Origin of the sequence: Burkholderia sp. AU33803 (genome assembly GCF_002223095.1) — a bacterium.
Taxonomy (GTDB): Bacteria; Pseudomonadota; Gammaproteobacteria; order Burkholderiales; family Burkholderiaceae; genus Burkholderia.
Genome location: NZ_NKFJ01000006.1, coordinates 446,833 through 464,205, shown reverse-complemented (window position 1 = coordinate 464,205; position 17,373 = coordinate 446,833). Strand labels below are relative to the sequence as shown.

17 protein-coding genes and 1 riboswitch are annotated in these 17,373 nt (G+C 60.6%); of the genes, 2 read left to right on the top strand and 15 right to left on the bottom strand.

Features of this window, described 5'->3' with window-relative positions; genetic code table 11:
- The first annotated feature begins 87 nt into the window (after positions 1-87).
- Both CFB41_RS19325 and CFB41_RS37605 read left to right on the top strand, forming a co-directional pair.
- Positions 88-3,234, top strand: coding sequence for an SIR2 family protein (locus CFB41_RS19325; RefSeq protein WP_089457547.1), 3,147 nt, complete (start codon positions 88-90; stop codon positions 3,232-3,234).
- 190 nt (positions 3,235-3,424) lie between these two features.
- Positions 3,425-4,183 carry a hypothetical protein gene (locus tag CFB41_RS37605; protein WP_144029953.1) on the top strand — a complete coding sequence of 253 codons (759 nt, stop codon included), beginning with the start codon at positions 3,425-3,427 and terminating at the stop codon, positions 4,181-4,183.
- Between the two features lie 545 nt (positions 4,184-4,728).
- On the opposite strand, the gene CFB41_RS19320 is transcribed toward CFB41_RS37605, so the two are convergent.
- The 15 genes from CFB41_RS19320 to CFB41_RS19250 form a co-directional block, all read right to left on the bottom strand.
- Entirely contained in the window at positions 4,729-5,541 is an 813-nt protein-coding gene (locus CFB41_RS19320) for a hypothetical protein (protein WP_089457546.1), read from the bottom strand.
- Positions 5,542-5,971: 430 nt separating this feature from the next.
- Complete coding sequence (locus tag CFB41_RS19315) at positions 5,972-6,433, bottom strand: MarR family winged helix-turn-helix transcriptional regulator (protein ID WP_089443404.1); 462 nt, start codon at positions 6,431-6,433, stop codon at positions 5,972-5,974.
- 157 nt (positions 6,434-6,590) lie between these two features.
- Positions 6,591-7,304 (bottom strand): SDR family oxidoreductase, encoded by a 714-nt coding sequence (locus CFB41_RS19310; RefSeq protein WP_089457545.1) that lies wholly within the window; start codon positions 7,302-7,304, stop codon positions 6,591-6,593.
- A 72-nt stretch (positions 7,305-7,376) separates the two neighbouring features.
- The gene (locus tag CFB41_RS19305; protein WP_089458921.1) at positions 7,377-7,751 is read right to left on the bottom strand and encodes a hypothetical protein; all 375 of its coding nucleotides are present in this window, start codon (positions 7,749-7,751) and stop codon (positions 7,377-7,379) included.
- A 31-nt stretch (positions 7,752-7,782) separates the two neighbouring features.
- Positions 7,783-8,664 (bottom strand): NmrA family NAD(P)-binding protein, encoded by an 882-nt coding sequence (locus CFB41_RS19300; RefSeq protein WP_089457544.1) that lies wholly within the window; start codon positions 8,662-8,664, stop codon positions 7,783-7,785.
- Positions 8,665-8,972: 308 nt separating this feature from the next.
- Positions 8,973-9,305, bottom strand: a complete 333-nt coding sequence (locus CFB41_RS38220) for a hypothetical protein (RefSeq protein WP_179250110.1) — start codon at positions 9,303-9,305, stop codon at positions 8,973-8,975.
- A 42-nt stretch (positions 9,306-9,347) separates the two neighbouring features.
- Positions 9,348-9,451, bottom strand: a riboswitch (SAM-I-IV-variant riboswitch).
- 152 nt (positions 9,452-9,603) lie between these two features.
- Positions 9,604-10,956, bottom strand: coding sequence for a cell wall metabolism sensor histidine kinase WalK (locus tag CFB41_RS19290; protein ID WP_089457543.1), 1,353 nt, complete (start codon positions 10,954-10,956; stop codon positions 9,604-9,606).
- A gap of 54 nt (positions 10,957-11,010) precedes the next feature.
- Entirely contained in the window at positions 11,011-11,685 is a 675-nt protein-coding gene (locus tag CFB41_RS19285) for a response regulator transcription factor (protein ID WP_089457542.1), read from the bottom strand.
- A gap of 8 nt (positions 11,686-11,693) precedes the next feature.
- The gene (locus tag CFB41_RS19280; protein ID WP_089458920.1) at positions 11,694-12,509 is read right to left on the bottom strand and encodes a MipA/OmpV family protein; all 816 of its coding nucleotides are present in this window, start codon (positions 12,507-12,509) and stop codon (positions 11,694-11,696) included.
- Positions 12,510-12,693: 184 nt separating this feature from the next.
- On the bottom strand, positions 12,694-13,782 hold the full coding sequence (locus tag CFB41_RS19275) for a porin (RefSeq protein WP_089457541.1): 1,089 nt from the start codon (positions 13,780-13,782) through the stop codon (positions 12,694-12,696).
- A 197-nt stretch (positions 13,783-13,979) separates the two neighbouring features.
- Positions 13,980-14,315 (bottom strand): Rieske 2Fe-2S domain-containing protein, encoded by a 336-nt coding sequence (locus CFB41_RS19270; protein ID WP_089457540.1) that lies wholly within the window; start codon positions 14,313-14,315, stop codon positions 13,980-13,982.
- Between the two features lie 3 nt (positions 14,316-14,318).
- Positions 14,319-14,630 (bottom strand): YciI family protein, encoded by a 312-nt coding sequence (locus tag CFB41_RS19265; protein ID WP_039354114.1) that lies wholly within the window; start codon positions 14,628-14,630, stop codon positions 14,319-14,321.
- 5 nt (positions 14,631-14,635) lie between these two features.
- Positions 14,636-14,779 (bottom strand): hypothetical protein, encoded by a 144-nt coding sequence (locus CFB41_RS38215; RefSeq protein ID WP_179250108.1) that lies wholly within the window; start codon positions 14,777-14,779, stop codon positions 14,636-14,638.
- Positions 14,780-14,807: 28 nt separating this feature from the next.
- Positions 14,808-15,875, bottom strand: a complete 1,068-nt coding sequence (locus CFB41_RS19255) for a maleylacetate reductase (protein ID WP_089457538.1) — start codon at positions 15,873-15,875, stop codon at positions 14,808-14,810.
- 8 nt (positions 15,876-15,883) lie between these two features.
- Entirely contained in the window at positions 15,884-17,350 is a 1,467-nt protein-coding gene (locus CFB41_RS19250) for an aldehyde dehydrogenase family protein (protein ID WP_089457537.1), read from the bottom strand.
- Positions 17,351-17,373 lie beyond the last annotated feature (23 nt).

The window sequence follows — 17,373 nt, the reverse complement described above, 5'->3', positions numbered from 1 at the left end:
CGCACTTCTTGACATCGAATCTGCCTACAATCAACTACCTAAAAGCGCAGTTCCAAGCGAAATTGACGCCACCGGGGGACAAGACAAATGTCGGACACCGTTGCTAAGGTTCAATCGACAGCAATACCGCAGATGAGTGTGGATGCATTTGTACGTTCGATTGCCGTAAATCAAAATAGGCCTGTTTGTTTACTGTTAGGTGCCGGTGCTTCTATAACGTCGGGCATGCCTTCCGCGCAGCGGTGTATCTGGGAATGGAAGCGAGACATCTTCATTACGAGAAATCCAACGCTTCGAGACACGCTTGACGAACTGTCACTTCCCGGGACTCGCCGCATCATCCAGAATTGGCTTGACCTGCAAGCAAGCTACCCAGTTGATGGAAGTCCAGAAGAGTATTCCTTCTACGCCGAGGAATGCTATCCGACCTCCGTTGACCGTCGCACATTCTTTCACCGGTTTATCGCCGAAGCCAAACCTCACATCGGTTATAAACTCACTGCCTTGCTCGCGGAGGTTGGGTGCGTCCGGACCATCTGGACCACTAACTTTGATGGGTTGGTATCACGCGCTTGCACGGCTTCGAACGTAGTTTGCATCGAAGTGGGTATCGATACCTCACATCGAGCCTCACTTCCCCAGAATGATAACGAGCTAAGGATCGTTTCACTTCATGGTGATTTTCGATACGACTCACTGAAGAATACTGCTGACGAACTTCAGGAGCAGGACGCCGCGCTTCGCGAAGAATTGCTCCATGAACTCCAGGACTACGACCTTGTCGTCATCGGCTATAGCGGGCGAGACGAATCGCTGATGCAAGTTCTATCGGCAGCATACGCTAACCGGTCGAGTTGCCGCCTTTACTGGTGCGGTTACGGATCCGAACCTGGCGCCGAAGTTCAGAATCTCGTCAGTTCCATCGATCCATCGCGTGAGTCCGCGTTCTACATCAACACGAAGGGCTTCGACGACGTCATCTCGAGACTCGCAGTGCGTCGATTGTCCGGAAAACAACTGGCCCTTGCACAAGGACTCATCGAGGCAATGGCACCGATGGTTGGTCAGCGGATGGCTTTTGCTGTGCCGCCATTACCCCCAAGCGCCTTGGTTAAAGGCAACGCCTATCGCCTCAGCTATCCAGGCAACGCACTCAAACTTGACATCAAACTGCCTGAGCTGGGCAGTTGGCGGGATTGGCTCGCTGAACATATGCCTCCTAACCTCGGGCAATCAGTGGTGTTCGAAAGTGGGGCACTCTGTCTGGCGGACATGGCTGTCACGTCTCAGGTGTTTGACGACGCACTACGAGCGCCGCCGAGGCGAGTCGAGATATCCGACGAAAACATAATCGCTGACGGTCGAGTAACGTCTCTCTTCCGACGAGCGCTCGTAAAGTCCGCCGCGCAAACGCTCAACGTTCATTCTGACTTTCGTCGGCGAATCTGGGAGCCGATTCATTACCAGATCCGCGAACTGGACAACGCGAGGTATCGGATACATCGCGCTCTTTCGATGAACATCGTTGGTATCGATGGCATACCTCATGTCGTATTGACCCCCGAAATCGTTGCCACCACGGAGGATGGCAAAGTGGCTCCATTCGAGCCACTGAAGGCACTTCGCGTCGCGATTTACGGGTTCCAGCACAACGACAAGTTCGATGGCGACCTCTCGTACTGGACTCGGCAACTGGTCGAGAAAACATTAGAAGCTGACGGCGGTGGCTCGTTCACCATCGCAAAAATCCCCCTCTATGCTGGGTTAGCGCAGAAAGGTAAGCCGGCGCTCCCATCAACGCTTGCGAAGCACGCCAAACAGAGCGGCATCATCGTCCCTGACGCACCACTCGTTTTCAGCGCAAAAATTGGCAAGTCAGAGGTACGCAATCCGAATCCACTGCATGGGTTAGTTATGAACCGCCCGTGGGACCATTCACTGACCGCGACCGGACTGTGTCCGTCGACCGAGACAGCTGTCATCTGCCCAGCAGATGTGTCAGCAAGGTTCGAACGCTTCCTCAAAGGTCTACAGGAGGTCGCTCGCCCCGAACAAAGCGAACGCGACTATCTGCACGACTTTCCTGGCTTTCCCGCAGCCTTCGGACTGCCGCTCAAGGTTCCCGTGCGAGGCGACTCGACATGGATGACCATAGACGACTCCGTATCGACCGACGCTTTGACAGGCGCGAAGCAACTTGCCCATAGGATATGCGAATCCCTTGACCATTTACGTCGAGCACGCCCCACCGATACCGTCGTCATTTTCGTACCGAAGAGGTGGGAGCCATTCAAAGTAGTTGACACTCAGCACGAGCGCTTCAACCTCCATGACTACATCAAAGCATATGCTGCACGGCACAGTCAGAGCACCCAGTTCGTCCGAGAAGAAACAGTCTCGAATCCGTATGCTTGCAGGGTGCGATGGTGGCTTTCACTTGCTTTGTATGTCAAAGCGATGCGCACACCGTGGCGCCTCGATGCGCTTGACGAAAATACCGCGTTCGTTGGCATTGGTTATAGCCTTGATAGCGAAGCGGAGCGCGGAAACCATGTCATCCTGGGGTGCAGTCATCTGTACAGTGCGCGCGGCGAAGGACTCCAGTTTCGTCTTGGGCGCATAGAAAATCCTGTGATACGGGGGCACAATCCGTTCATGTCGGAAGATGATGCACGACGCACCGGCGACACCATCAGACAACTCTTCTACGACTCGAAGATGCATCTGCCGACACGTGTCGTCATTCATAAGCGCACGCACTTCACAGACGAAGAGAAGCGAGGTCTCGTGCAAGGCCTAGACGGGGTTAAGAACATTGAGCTCATTGAAATTAACGTAGAGGATTCGCTCCGATATCTGTCATCTAAATTCAAAGATGGCAAGTTAGACATTGACACGTTCCCCGTGTACCAAGGAACAACCATCGTAGAAAGTGACGACACCGCGCTTCTATGGACACATGGTGCCACGCCGAGTGTTCAAAACAAGTATTGGCGATATTACCAAGGCAAACGACGAATTCCTGCACCACTCAGAATTCGCCGGTTTCTTGGTCAATCTGATATCGTTCAATGTGCAACCGAAATTCTCGGCTTGTCGAAGATGAACTGGAACACTCTCGACTACTATTCGAGGATGCCCGCCACGCTGGACTCTGCGAGCAGCATCGCCAAGTTCGGAACTTACCTTGATGGGTTCTCGTCTGCACCATATGACTACCGCCTACTCATCTGAAAAAACGAGACCCCAACATAAATCAGCCCACACAAATATCTAATTTTATTTAAAAACTAAAAATAACGCCGCCGACTCAATTATTACCGAATCACTTACCGGCAAACTTTTCACAACAGGTATTCAACCGACGCAAAAATAGAGCACTGACACAGCAAAAAAACAATCACAGACCAGGTGGAAATATTAAATGCACGATAGCAAGAAAATATGTGGCTTTTGGCGACCAATCATGGCTCGCCTTCGAGAAAATAGGTACTTAATTTGGCCATTTCTCGTCCTCCGGTGGATGATAGTGGCATTCTCCGCATTGGCACGCACCTTTTCTTGGCTAGGACATCTCATCGATACAATTTCCAAAAAAATCGCACCCATATTTCCAAATTTTTTAAAAAATCACAATGCAGGAATAGAAACATTCCTTTCGCTACTTATATCAACACTCTTGGGCGCAGCATTAACTATAGGACTCTCTTTCTACAGCCAAAACACGTCCAACTGGGCAACCTCGCTCATCGACAATCTTAATAACGAGGCACTATCAATTAAATTCTATATCATCAGCCTGGCAATTCTTCTCCTTCTATCCGCCTTCGCTTCTATTCATCTCAAAAATTGCTCCCCGAACGAGCGATTCATCTACCTCCTCCAAAAGAAGGAAGACGGATTATGTCGCTCCCTGTTAGAAGCAGCAATATTAATAGACAATCAGACGACCAACATTCGCCTCACAATTATCAGTTCAATTCTCGTAAAAATTCTCACCGCTAAAATGGCGGCCTCACTCTTAGGCACTCTGCTTGGGTTGGAAGTGTATCTCGCACTTTTTCGAAAAATGAGCTCGATACCCCTCCTCCTTGCCACGACGGTGTTGGTTATTTTCACTGTCGTGATTTTGACAATTATGAGAATGTGGATTCGTCGAGCTGAAAATGAAATCGCGTCTTGAACACATCTACCGGCATGCCTGCTTCAGCCTGTTTCAACACTGCCACAATCTGCTCGACACTGAAGCGCTTGCGCTTCATCGTCCGACTCCTTTCATACAGAAAAAGTCCGCCTATAACTCGCACATTATGTGCAATGTTTAATCCGGGGGCCGCTCAATTCTCCAAGGATTTTCTTGCCCGACCGCGCAGGATGGATTGTGTAACGACTTCTAATCCCATATTGCCAAGGGTCGGACATGACGACGCGCAGCGTAAGAAGTGTTCCGAAATGACTTGCCCGCATCGCAGCCGAGCAACGGTCGGGCTGACATCGCCCTGTTTCCGCAGCAGCACGATCCGGCCTGACGTGGCGGCGCCGCCGTGTGCCGCGGCATCACCTGCGACGATGCTCCGCGTCAGCTTACGAATATCACGCGTCAAGTGAGCCCGATCGAGATCCCCGACCGGGCATGAGCCAATTCCACGAGATCGACCAGTTCGCCGCCAGCGAGCCAGCCGATGGCCGCTCCCCCCTTACCGGCCAAAGCCCCCCGCAAGAAACCCGCTATTTCGAGAAACTCAGCTTCTTCAACAACACCGCACCACTCGCCCGGCTCACGAGCGAAATGGATTCGACATCCAGGTGCAACCTCGACGTCCTCGTCGTGATGTCGGTCGGCTCGTCGTTGTTCGGCTCGGCGTGCTCGACGTGTTCGGTCAGGTACGGCCGGACCAGGCGCCCGGAAAGAGCCAACACGAACCCGCCCTGCGCTTGCGCGTACGCAGCGGGTGACAGCTTCACGCTGCCGCGCACAGTGGACTTCCCGCCTTTTCCGGGATCGAGTTCGATGATGTCGATCTGCTGGATATAGCCTTTTGCCTTCGCCTCGGGTGCGATCACGAGCCCTCGCCCTCGCGGCCCGGTAATGACCTTTCTGAGCAGGATGCCTGTCCGGCCTTCGCCGTCGGGGTCGACCAGGTCGACGTTCACCTTCAACAGATGCTTCTGCGACTGATATCGCAGCCCGTACGACACTGGCACCAGGAAAGTGACCTCGCGATCCAGGTTGACCGCGGCCAGGTCGGCGTCCTGGCCATGCTTGTCGGCCACGCCAGGGATCAGGCCGCGGACGCGCTCGCTCAGGGACGGGGACGCGCTTTTGACGTGCAGCTTCTCCAGTGCTTCCCGAATCGCAACCGGATCGTCGCCGACGATCGGCCGCGTAAGCGACGTGTTGGCCGAAACGGCCGGCGCGACGCTCGCCGTTTCGTTGACAGTGTCGGCCGCTGCGCGCGTCGCGACCGGGGCCAGCATGATCGCCACGGCGATGGCGCACGCGATATTCCGACAGCCCAACATGGATCTCCGGTGAAACACGACACACTCCTGATTTTCTGGCGAATCGGTCGACGATGAGATCGGCAGGATCAAACGATCGGTAACGGTCCAACCGTTCGTATTCACCGATCGCCTGCGCGATCCATCATAGGTTCATTGTCAGTTCGGCGGCAGGCCGGTGCGCCACACTATCGTATTGCCCAGACTACAACAATCCACGACAAACGAGCAGCGACAAGATAGTCCGGTGTCGAGCGAACCGGAAGTGTCAGCGTTTCCGTATTCAAGGCGGGTCGAGATTCACGCGGAGCGTCGAACAAATCGATCCTCGCCGAGGATCGCGAACGGGTTCATCGCCGCCTTCCGGTCATGCGCGGCACGCCCGCGATGGCGACAGGCGGTTTCATCGCCCTTCCCCGAATGATGACTCGTGTCACGAATCATGTTGCTAGCGCCATGCGTCGCAGGCTCAGCCTTCTGACGAATGCATCGACACGTCGCCGACGACCACGCCTCTCAGCCCCTCCCGCAACGCCGTCACGTTGTCTGCCCCGTTCAGTTGCTCAAACTCCCGTTGCGCCTCCTGCCAGAGCGGGGCCGCCCTGTCGTGCAGGCGCCGCCCTTCCTCGGTGAGCTCGATCAGGCGGCTTCGGCCGTCCGTGGGCGACGGCTTGATCGTGACGAAGCCGTCGCGTTCCAGGAAGCCAACCATTTTCCCCATCGCCGTTCGTTCGATATCGAGCCGTTCGGCAAGGGCATTGACCGGGGTACTTCCCACCTCGTTCAGGGCGGCCAGCGTGAGGAATTGCGTGATGCGCAGGCCCGCGGGCTCGAGATGGCTATCGTAGAGTCGGGAGATCTGCCTGCTCGCCTTCCTCACGGCGAAGCAGTTGCATTGATCGATTCCAAGCGGCTGGTTGACCGGCAACATCTGTTCTACTCCTGGTTTCGGTTGATCGCGCAAACGCCAAGCGTACGTCACGCGAAGGTGCAGCGGTATCTTTCGATGACAACCGGCAGCGATGGCGTACGACGATCCACGCACCGCATGTCTCGCCGCCGCGACCGCCCCGTGTCATCTGCGGCATTCAAAGCCCTGCCGGCGGCGTGATGTAGCCGGGTATCTCGGCCGCAAGCGTACGCTTCAGCAACGCGGTCCCCTTGTCGGCCATCACCTCGCTCTTGCCGAGGGCGAGCGCGTCGTAAGTCTGTCGCACGACGTCCTCCGGGCTGGCCTTGGGCACGTCGATGCCGTGGGTCAGGTCGGTATCCACGAACCCGACGTGCAGGCCGAGAACCTGGATGCCACGCTCGTGCAGAGACAGGCGAAGCTGGTTCGTGTAACTCCACGCGGCGGCCTTCGACGCAGCATACGGCGCAAGATAGGGCCGCGGAAGCCACACGATGTCGGACAGCACGTTGATGATGGCGGCATGCGGCTGGGCCGCCAGGATCGGCTCGAAGGCCTGCGTGACGCGCACCACGCCGTAGTAGTTCGTATCGAACATTCGGGCGGATTGCGCTTCCATGTCGGCCGCCAGCGGCCCGTCGATCAGCGCGGCAATCCCCGCGTTGTTGACCAGCAGCGTCGTATCGGCCACCAGTTTCGCGGCCTCGGCGATCGACGCCGGATCCGTGACATCGATCCTGACCGGCACGACGCCCGGCTCGTCGAAACCGCTCGTGTTGCGCATGCCCGCATAGACTTTCGCCGCCCCGCGACGACGCGCCTCTCGCGCAAAAGCCAGACCCAGACCGCGATTGGCACCGGTGATGAAGACGGTGGCGTTCTTGATATCCATCACATGCTCCTGTTTCAAAAGCCGCTTGCCGGGTGCGAGTCGACTCTCGCCGCCGGCCTGCGCGTGCCCGGTTCAAAGAAAGAGGTTTTCCGGCAACTGCTTCGAGAGCGCTTCCCGCAGACGGGTGGCGAGCGTCAGTACGGCGCCAAGCGGGCTCATCCGCACGCTGACGCGCGGCACCGATCCGTCGGCGTTGCGATCGACGACAACGACCGCGCTCAACTTCTCGCCGCTCGTCAGGACAGCCTCGTATTCCAGAAAAAGCCGCGAGCCGACGGTTTGAAGAAACGTGGGCGTCTGTGACGCGTAGAAGGTTCCGACCGCGTCGACGGCGAGCCGGATGTCGTCGCGTCCGGTGACGGGACCACGCAACACCGAACTGATCAGTTCCGCGTCAGCCGTCAGATCGTCGAGAAACGGGTGACGCTCGCCTTGATTGAGTGACATGTTCAACCCTCGATTCGGTTTAAGGATGGGTTCACGCGAATGCGGACCGATTCCTGGCGACAAACGCCTGGACCGACAGCGGCGGCGTCCCGGTGATTGTCTCGACGACATCGTTGGTGCCCGAGAAAATGCCGTCGCGGTAGTTCTGCGCGACTTCGACCAGATGCTGCGTGAGGAACGGCGGAAACTTGTAAAGGGTTTCCATCTTGATTCGGAATGCCTCGATGGAAGTCGGCGCGTATTCGATCCGGGTGCCAAGAACCTCGCTCATCGCGGCTGCGATCTCGACATGGTTCAGCTCGACGGGGCCGTGGAGCGTGTAGATCTTGCCCTCGTGGCCTGCGGGGTTGGCGAGGAGATGCGCGATGACGCGCCCCTGATCGTCGGAAGCGATCGGCGCGTGACGGCCGTTGCCGAACGGAAATTCGATCTTCCCCGTGGCCTGGATTTCCTTTGCAAAATGCGGATAGACGAGCCAATCGGCGAAGAAGGTGGGGCGCAAATGCGTCGTCGCGACACCTGACCAATCAAAGACCCGTTCGGAAACCCAGTGATCCTGTGCCGCGTGGCTCGCCGACTCACGGCGCGCGGAAATCTGCGACATGTTGACGATCGCCGAGACGCCCGCTTCCTTGGCTGCCTGCGCGAAATAGGCCGCGGCCCCGATGATTCCCGGCGCGATCGGATAAAGGAAATAGGCTGACCGGATGCCTTCCATCGCTGCCCGGATGGCGTCGATGTCGGTGAAGTCCCCCACCGCGATATCGACACCGCGCTGCCTCAGCGCGGCCGCCCGGTCGTCATCCGTGCGCACATATGCCCGCACGCGTTTGCCCATCTTCAGCAGTTCGTCAATGGCAAAACCTCCGGTCCGTCCGGTGGCACCACTCACAAGAATGTCGGCTTCGTTCATCGCTTCGCTCCGGTTGAAAGTGAGAGCATATGCTCCCTTAAGGCAAAGATAGGAGCATGTGCTCGTATTGTCAAGTTTTTCTGGTTGCGTGCATGCCGGGGAACGCCGAGGAACGACTCGCTCGATTCAGCGGGTGGCATTGCGGGGACGAGCGCACAGCTTGAAATGGCCGAACGGAGTCAGCCGATCTGACGCTGCCGGTTTGATCTGGTCTTATCTTTGACCCGGGAGGGGATCATTGCCAGGCCACTTCGGCCGATACGGCGACGACGAGAATCCATCGTCTGACGGCCACTCCCGGGTGAATTTCAGGAGGCAACCGACCCGGCTCGCACGAAGTGATGCTCCACCCTCGTGCGCAGCACGCCCTCGAGCGCGGCCAGTCGTTCACGCAGCCGCACCGCCTGCCCTTCCGTCATCTCCCCGAGAACGATCTTTTGCTCGAGAACGTCACCACAGCGGGTGATGGCCCAACGGTCGACCGTGGCGGTTTCACCTTCGAGCACGGCAGCCGCGGTCGAGACGATGCCCGGATTCCGTCTCGACACGAGATGAACCGTATGCGTCAGCGTGAAACCCGGGAGGTAGTGTGACCAGTCTTCACAGACTGCGGGGCGGAAGGCAGAGGTATCTTGACGCATGGTTGCTCCGGATGAGGGGTTATCGAACCGGTGCCAGCCATGCTGCTCCCGCTTCGTTGCCGTAAATCGGCCGCATCGCCTCAGAGGCGTCCACCTTGCCCGGGAGGGCAGGTTGGCGTCGGAGAATCCGACTCTGGATGCTTGACTTCTCACGTTCGACATTCCGAACGTGAATTCATTATACCGAAAAACAAACGTCGAACAAGGGCCCCCCGGGAAAGCGCCCCTTCAACCGGGCGGAAGCTTCGATCCGGCCCTTGTACTGCGTGAACCCCGCCCCGCTCGACAACCGCTCAGACTAAAACCACACGCTGAACCGCGTCCCCGTAGCCAGTACATCGACCGTCAGTTTCCATTGATGCGCCACGGCAATCTCCTTGCAGATCGCCAGCCCGAGACCGGCGCCGTCATACCTTGAATCCGGCGCCCGCCAATATCGGTCGAAGAGCAGCGGGACATGCTCCCGCTGAATGCCCGGCCCCTCGTCGTCGACGTGAATCGCCGCATCGAGTACGGTCAGCACGACCACGCCCGCCGTGGGCGACGCGTTGATCGCGTTCTCGAGAATGTTCTTGAGCAGGATGAAGAGCGCCCCGCCGTCGGCCCGGATGGGCGCCGCGGAGTCGCGCGCTTCGATATGGAGCTTCACCTGCTTCGCATCGGCCTTGCCGGCCAGCAAGCCAACGGCGTCTCGCGCGACTTCGACGCTGTTCACGTCGTCGAAGCTGAAGTTCTGCGCTTCGCTGACTTCCGCCAGATGCAGCAACTGCTTGACCTGCCGAGCCATCAGGTCGATCTCGCGAAGCAAAAGCGCCTTGTGCCGGATGTCAGGCTGCAGTTCGATCTGGCCTCTGACCAGCGTGAGCGGTGTCTGCAACTCATGCGCGGCGTCGGCCAGGAACCGCTGCTGAACGGCGAAGCCATTCTCGAGTCGCGTCAACGCATCGTTGAACGCATCGATCAGCGGCTTGATCTCGCTCGGAATCCCGTCCGACGACAGTCGCGTCTTCAGGTTGTGCGGCTCGATTCTGCTCGCGGCACGCGACACCTCTCGCAACGGCTTCAACACGTGGCTGATCGTCAGTGGAAGCGTCAGCCCGAAAATGATGGTCGCGATGAGCAGCACATAGCCGACGGTCTTCGGGATCGGCTCGATCTTCGACACGACAAGCGCGTCCATAAGCTGCCTGCTTTGCGCAACCTGCACGTAATAATCGACGCCTCCTTTCGACATGCGTCGTGTGGCGACGGCATATACGTTGCCGTCGATCGTGGCGGGCACCACCTTGCCGGCCACCTTCGCGAGGTCTTCCGTCAGCCACGGCCGGCCCCCGTTCGACGGCGTCGACGCCAGCAACAGCCGCCCCGTCGAATCGAGCACGCGATACTTCACCTCGCTCGACAAGAGCCGGAACATCAGCGCCGGACGGCCGTCCAGTTGCACGGATACCGGACGCCCGGCGTCGTCGAAGCTCAATCCGGTCACGACGTGGCCGACGATCTCCATCTGCTGTCGCCGCCCCAGGAACGCCGGATAGCGATCGAGGGCATACACGGCGAGCGCAGACAGCAGCGCCAGGCTGATGGCGAACGCCCCGACGTTGGTCATCCACAGACGCGTCGACAGGCGTCGAATCCAATGATCGAGCATGGTCGCTTCCTTACCCTGAAGCTGAAGCGGCAACGAGCAAGACGCGGCGCAGCGTCATGCGTCCCGCAGCGCGAAACCGGCACCGCGAATATTGGTCAGCCGCGTCGTTGCGCCGATCGCCGCCAGCTTCTTGCGCAAGCGATGCACGGTCACCTCGAGCGCGTTCGGCGTGACCGCCTCCCCGAGCCCCCACGCGGCATGCTCGAGTATCGAATGCCGTACCGTCCGGCCCGCGGCTTCCATCAGGCACAGCATGACCTGCAACTCGGCCGGCGCAAGCGGTATCGTCCGGTCGCCACAGCACATCGCGCGCTGAGGCGGGTCGACCGTCACATCCGCGAACGATGCGACGAGCGTCGTCAGCAGCGCGGGGCGCCGCATCAGCGTGCGTACGCGGGCGACGAGTTCGCTCATTTCGAACGGCTTGGTCACATAGTCGTCGGCCCCGCTTTCGAGTCCGTCGATGCGGTCGTGCAACGCATCGCGTGCGGTCAGCATCAGGCAAGGCGTCATGCGCCCCGCCGCGCGCAGCGTCCGCAAGAACGCCAGGCCATCGCCGTCGGGCAATCCGCGGTCGACGATCAGCAGTGCGTAGTCGGCCCGGTCGACACCGTAGGCGGCTTCACGGAGATTGCCGAAGCGGTCGGATTCGATCCCCGCTGCGGCCAATGCCTGGCTCAACATGTCGGCCAGGCGCTCATGATCCTCGACAATCGCAACTCTCGGCATCGCCGCTCTCACTTGAACCGGTACATGTAGCCCACTCTTGCTTCGGGAACGAACCGTCTTCCAACGATCGGACTGTCGGTGATGGCGTCGCCGAGACGCGACACGCCGACGTCCAGAAATATCGTCTGCTGCTTCGTCGGGCGGAAGTCGATACGCGTGCCGGCCGACACGTTCACCGTCGAACCCGCACTGTAGGCGGCACGATCGGCGCGCGCCTCCGATGGTCGCACGCCGTAATAGTAGTCGACGTATTTGTTGCTCAGCCATTCCGCGCCGACATGCGGCGTGATCGAGAATTGGCCGAACGCAAATGCCTTCTCGAAGCCGATTTTCGCGCGCTTGCCCTTGTTTCCGCCGAACAGGAAAGTGCCCGATAACGTTCCGAACCCGGTGCCCCATGACAGTGCAGGCCCGTACCAGAGTGCGCCCTTGCGATTTTCCATGCCGCTCAGGATCGGTGCGTCGGAGCCTTTGTATCCGTCGAACAGCGAGAACTGGCCGCGAAGCGCGACACTGACGCCGCTCCAGCTCCCGATTTTCAGATCGGCGGTGGTACCGATGACCTGTACCCATTTGTTGTCGAAATAGACCAGCGGAAACGGCAACACGCGGGTGCTGTCGCCCTTGTAGGTCGATGGCTCGAAGCCGACGCCGGCCCCCAGTCCCCAATGCGTCACATTCGTCGCGTTGTTGAGAATGGTCAGCCCCGAATTATCGGGATCGGGCGGGATCATGCCGTCGTCCGCCCAGGCGGAAGCAGACGCAAATGCGAATGAAGCGGCAAGCAGCAGTAACGGACGTTCGCGGCGGAAGGCTGTTTTCACAATCATTTTCCTGGAGTCGACGATCGAAACGGGGGCTACTGTAGGACCAGTCGACTTACCGCTCACTTACCAGGAAAATATCGTCGTGCCGCCAATCCTGCGACGCATATCGGTGACGGAGAATATCGACGCAGGGCGAGCATGGGTCGCCCTGCGCGCTTGAAGAACGGGGCACCACACCCCGTCAAAACACCGTATGCAACCCCACCCGCGCCACCGTCTGGCTCGCGGAACTCGACGCCCCGTTCGGATCCAGCACGCCATTGACCTGCGCGTTCGCGCCGTTGTTCGCGCGCTGATAATCCGCCGACACGTACACCATCGTCCGCTTCGAGAACAGGTACTGAAGCGCCACGCTGAGCTGATGCGCGTGGTTGTTGTTCACCGCTTCATTGCCCTTCATGTACATGTACTTCGCACCGAGCACGACATCGGGCCTCACGTGCCACAGCCCGCCCGCTTCGGCCATCCACACGCCGGCGTCGTTGAACGAGTTGTGTACGGTGGTCATCAGCGCGTTCGCTGTGACGACACCGAAGTCGTAATGCATCCCGACGCCCCAGTTGCGCACGCTGGTGGACGGCACGCCGGGCGCGGGGCCGTACTTCTCGTTCGTGTACGCCGCGCCCACGCCGAACGGCCCCATCTCGTAGTTCAGCCCGGCGCTGACCGCATTGCCCGCCCCGACCGACCCGGCCACCCCACCAAACGCATACATCGCGCCGCCGGAAAAACCCGACACCGTCGGCGAACTGTATTTGACGGAATTCGCGATCGGTTTGCTACCCGCCGTGCGGTCCCAATCGAATGCACCGGTGGGATTGTCCGGAAGCGCGAGACGTTGAAACGGGCCATTGCGAAAGCCGTACAGCCCCGAGATATCCCGTGAAATCGCGTTGTTCTTCGAAAACAGCGAATCCACCATGAAGTCATACTGATTGCCCAGCGTGATGCTGCCGAACCGGTTGCTTTCGAGGCCCACGTACGCGTTGCGCCCAAAAATCCCCGTCCCGATGATCGCGCCGTTCGCCATCGAGAACTGGTTCACCAGCGCGAAGATCGCGCGATATCCGCCCCCGAGGTCTTCCGTGCCGCGAAAGCCGAAGAGGTTGGGCGCGAATATGCCGTCGTCGAACTTGACGTTCTTTCCGCCGCCCTCGTTGCTGACATACGAGACGCCCGCGTCGATCAGCCCGAACATCGTCACGCTGCTCTGTGCCCATGCGCCCTGCGCCACGGCGAGAATCGCCACTGCTCCAAACCTGAGTTTCATTTTGTCTCCGTCTTTTTTATGAAAAAGCGACGCCACCACCCGCTACGTGGCAGGTGCGCGCTCGGTACCGCACAAGGAATCGCCATCATTCAGGTGTCGATTACCAGACACCCGAAATATGATTAGCTTTACTGATCGATAAAAACGATGGCCATCGCATTGAACGGCCCCGCTCGCCCTTCATCAAAACACCGAAATCAGGCGCCTCGATAGACGACCCACGCGGCGGCATCCACGTCGACCGCCACGGCCTCCAGCGCCGATCCCGAGCAAGGCCCGTCGATACACACGCCATCGTCGAACCGGAACAGCGCGCTGTGATGGGCGCACATCAATACCTGCGACCGATAGCAGGAAACGCTACCCGGCACGAAATCGAGCGGCACCGAAAAGTGCGGGCAACGATTCACATAAGCCCACACCTGCTCGCCGCGTCGCACGACGATCACGGGACGCCCGATGCATGCTTCGTCGACGACCCGCGCGCCGCCGTCGGGCACATCGGCAAACCGGCAGAGTTGTCGGGCGTCCATGATTCACACTCTCTGCTCGGGGTTGCCGAGGCTCCAGTCCCACGGCCGCACTTCCACGTGCGAGAACAACCCCTCCTTCACATACGGATCGTTGCCGATGAACCGCATCACCGCCTGAATGTCGTCCGCCTCCACGACGAGCAGCGTGCCGTTCATCGCGTCGCCGTGCGGGTCCAGCGTCGGGCCGCCGAGCCGCACCACCACGCCGTGCTGGTCGGCCGAGCGCAGGTAAGTCCGGTGAATCGGCCGCACGCGATCGCGCACGTCGCGCATACCCGGCTGATCCGTCGCAAACACCGCAAAAAATCTTGCCATGGCGGTCAGCTCCGATCGACGACGAACGCATGAAGATGTCGCACGACGCGCCGCATCGGCGCATGCAAGCGCCGGCTCGGCATGCCGTCGAAGCGGGCGACGACCGACTCGGCCAGCGTGGCGTCACCGTCATGGTGGTCAAGGCTCATGGTTGTCTCCGTTGGCGCATCCGGCCATTCATTGCGGCGCGCGCCCTTCCCATGCATGCTGAAGCAGCGCGCGAATGGCCTCGCGTTCGATCGGCCGCGGATTCACATACGGGTTGCGGCATGCGAGGTCGGCCGCTTCATCGAGGCCCGCCTCCGGCATCCCGAGGTCGGCCAGCGCCGGCGCGATGCCGAGCCGTGCGTTCAGCGCGAACAGCAGCGGGCCCGCTTCGGCCGCGTCGCTCCCGCCCAACGCGCGCGCCACGCGGCGCAGCGCATCGGGCGCGGCAGCGTGGTTGTAGTGCGCGGTATGCGGCAGCATCGCCGCGTGGGTCTGCGCGTGCGGCAGGTTGAAGGTGCCGCCGAGCGTGTGGCACAGCTTGTGATGCAGCGCCATGCCGACCGCGCCCAGGCAAGTCCCGGCAAGCCACGCGCCGTACAGCGCACGGCTGCGGGCATCGCGGTTCGCCGGATCGCGCACGACCACGGGCAGCGCTTCGCCGAGCGCGCGGATCGATTCTTCCGCCATCAGGCTGATCACCGGGTTCGCGTCTTCCGCATAAAGCGCCTCGACGGCATGCGCCATCGCATTGATGCCGGACGCCGCGGAAATGTCCGGCGGCAGCGACAACGTCAGCGACGGGTCGTAGAGCACCGTGCGCGGCAGCACGCGCGCGTCGCGCCCGGTGCGCTTCAGCCGACCTTCCGTGAGCCCGAAGATCGGCGTCATTTCCGAACCCGCGTAAGTCGTCGGCACGGCCAGGATCGGCAGCACCGACTCGAGCGCAATGGCCTTGCCGAGCCCGATCGTCGAGCCGCCGCCGATCGCGACGCAGCAGTCCGCGCCGAGCTCGCCGGCCATCTCGCGCGCCGCGTGTGCAACCTCGACCGGCACGTGCATCACTGCCTGCGCGCAGATACCGGCCGCACGCTCGCCCAGGATCGCCGCCACCCGCTCGGCAAGCGGCCGCTGCTCGGGCGTGGACAAGATGAGTGCTCGGCGGGCGCCGAGCGTCGACAGCTCGTCCGGCAGCCTGTCGAGCGCGCCCCATTCGAACACGACGCGGGAAGGGGTGCCCTGATAGATGAAGCGATCCATGGCGAACCTCAGCGCTTGAAATGCGGCGGCACGTTGCCGTCGACGTTGACCCACACCGACCGCGCCTCGGTGTAGTCGTGCATCGCCTCGAAGCCCATCTCGCGGCCGTAGCCCGACTTGCCGACACCGCCGAACGGACTGCCCGGATTGACGCGCTTGTAGCAGTTGATCCAGCACATCCCCGCGTTGATCTGCGACGCCATCTTGTGTGCGCGGGAAAGATCCTTCGTCCAAAGGCCGCTGCCCAGCCCGTATTCGGTTGCGTTCGCAATGGCCAGCGCTTCGTCGTCGCTGCCGAAGCGCAGCACCGTGACGAACGGGCCGAACACTTCCTCCTGCGCGACGCGGTCGGTTGCGCTCCTGGCTTCGATGACCGTCGGGCGCACGTAGTAGCCATTGGCGAGCGCCGGATCCTGCGGCGCGGTGCCGCCGGTGAGCACGCGGCCGCCCTGCTCGCGCGCGACGTCGACGAACGACAGCACGCGCTCGAGGTGCTGCTTCGACGTGAGCGGCCCCATCTCGGTGTTCGCGTCGAGCGGGTTGCCGAGGCGGATCGACGACGCGAGCGCCACGAAGCGTTCGAGGAACGCATCCGCGATGCGCTCATGCAGCACGAGACGCGAGCCGGCGATGCACGCCTGCCCCTGGTTGTGGAAGATTGCCCATGCGGCGCCGTTGATGGCCGCGTCGAGATCGGCATCGTCGAACACGATGTTGGCGCCCTTGCCGCCCAGTTCGAGCTGCACGCGCTTCAGGTTGCCCTGCGACGCTTCGACGATCCGCCGGCCGGTGGCCGTCGATCCCGTGAACGCGATCTTGCCGACGCCCGGATGTTCGGCGAGCCGCTGGCCGGCGGTATGCCCGTAGCCGGGGACGATGTTGACCACACCTGCGGGAAACCCGACCTCGGCCATCAGCTCGACGATGCGCAGCGTCGACAGCGGCGTGATCTCCGACGGCTTGAGCACCACCGTGTTGCCGGCGGCGAGCGCCGGGCCCATCTTCCAGCTCGTGAACATCAGCGGAAAATTCCACGGCACGATCTGGCCGACGACACCGATAGGCGCGCGCTGCACGTAGTTCAGGAAGCCGGTCTCGACAGGAATCACCGAGCCCTGCAGCTTGTCGGCCATGCCGCCGAAGTAGCGGAAGCACGCAGCCGTGCGCGGCACGTCGAGCGCGCGCGAATCGCGGATCGGGTGGCCAGTGTCCAGCGATTCGAGCTGCGCCAGCTCCTCCGCGTTGGCCTCGATCGCGTCGGCCAGACGCAGCAGCAACCGGCCGCGTTCGGCCGCCGGCAGCGCCGACCATTTGGGGAACGCGCGCGTCGCGGCTTCGACGGCGAGGTCGACGTCCGCCGCGGTGGCTGCGGCGATCTTCGTGATGACGGAGCCGTCGTGCGGGTTCAGCACGTCGATCGTGCCGCGGTCGACGGCGTCAACGAAGCGCCCGTCGATGAAAAGTTGGGTTTGCATGAATCGTCCTCGGTGTATGGCTT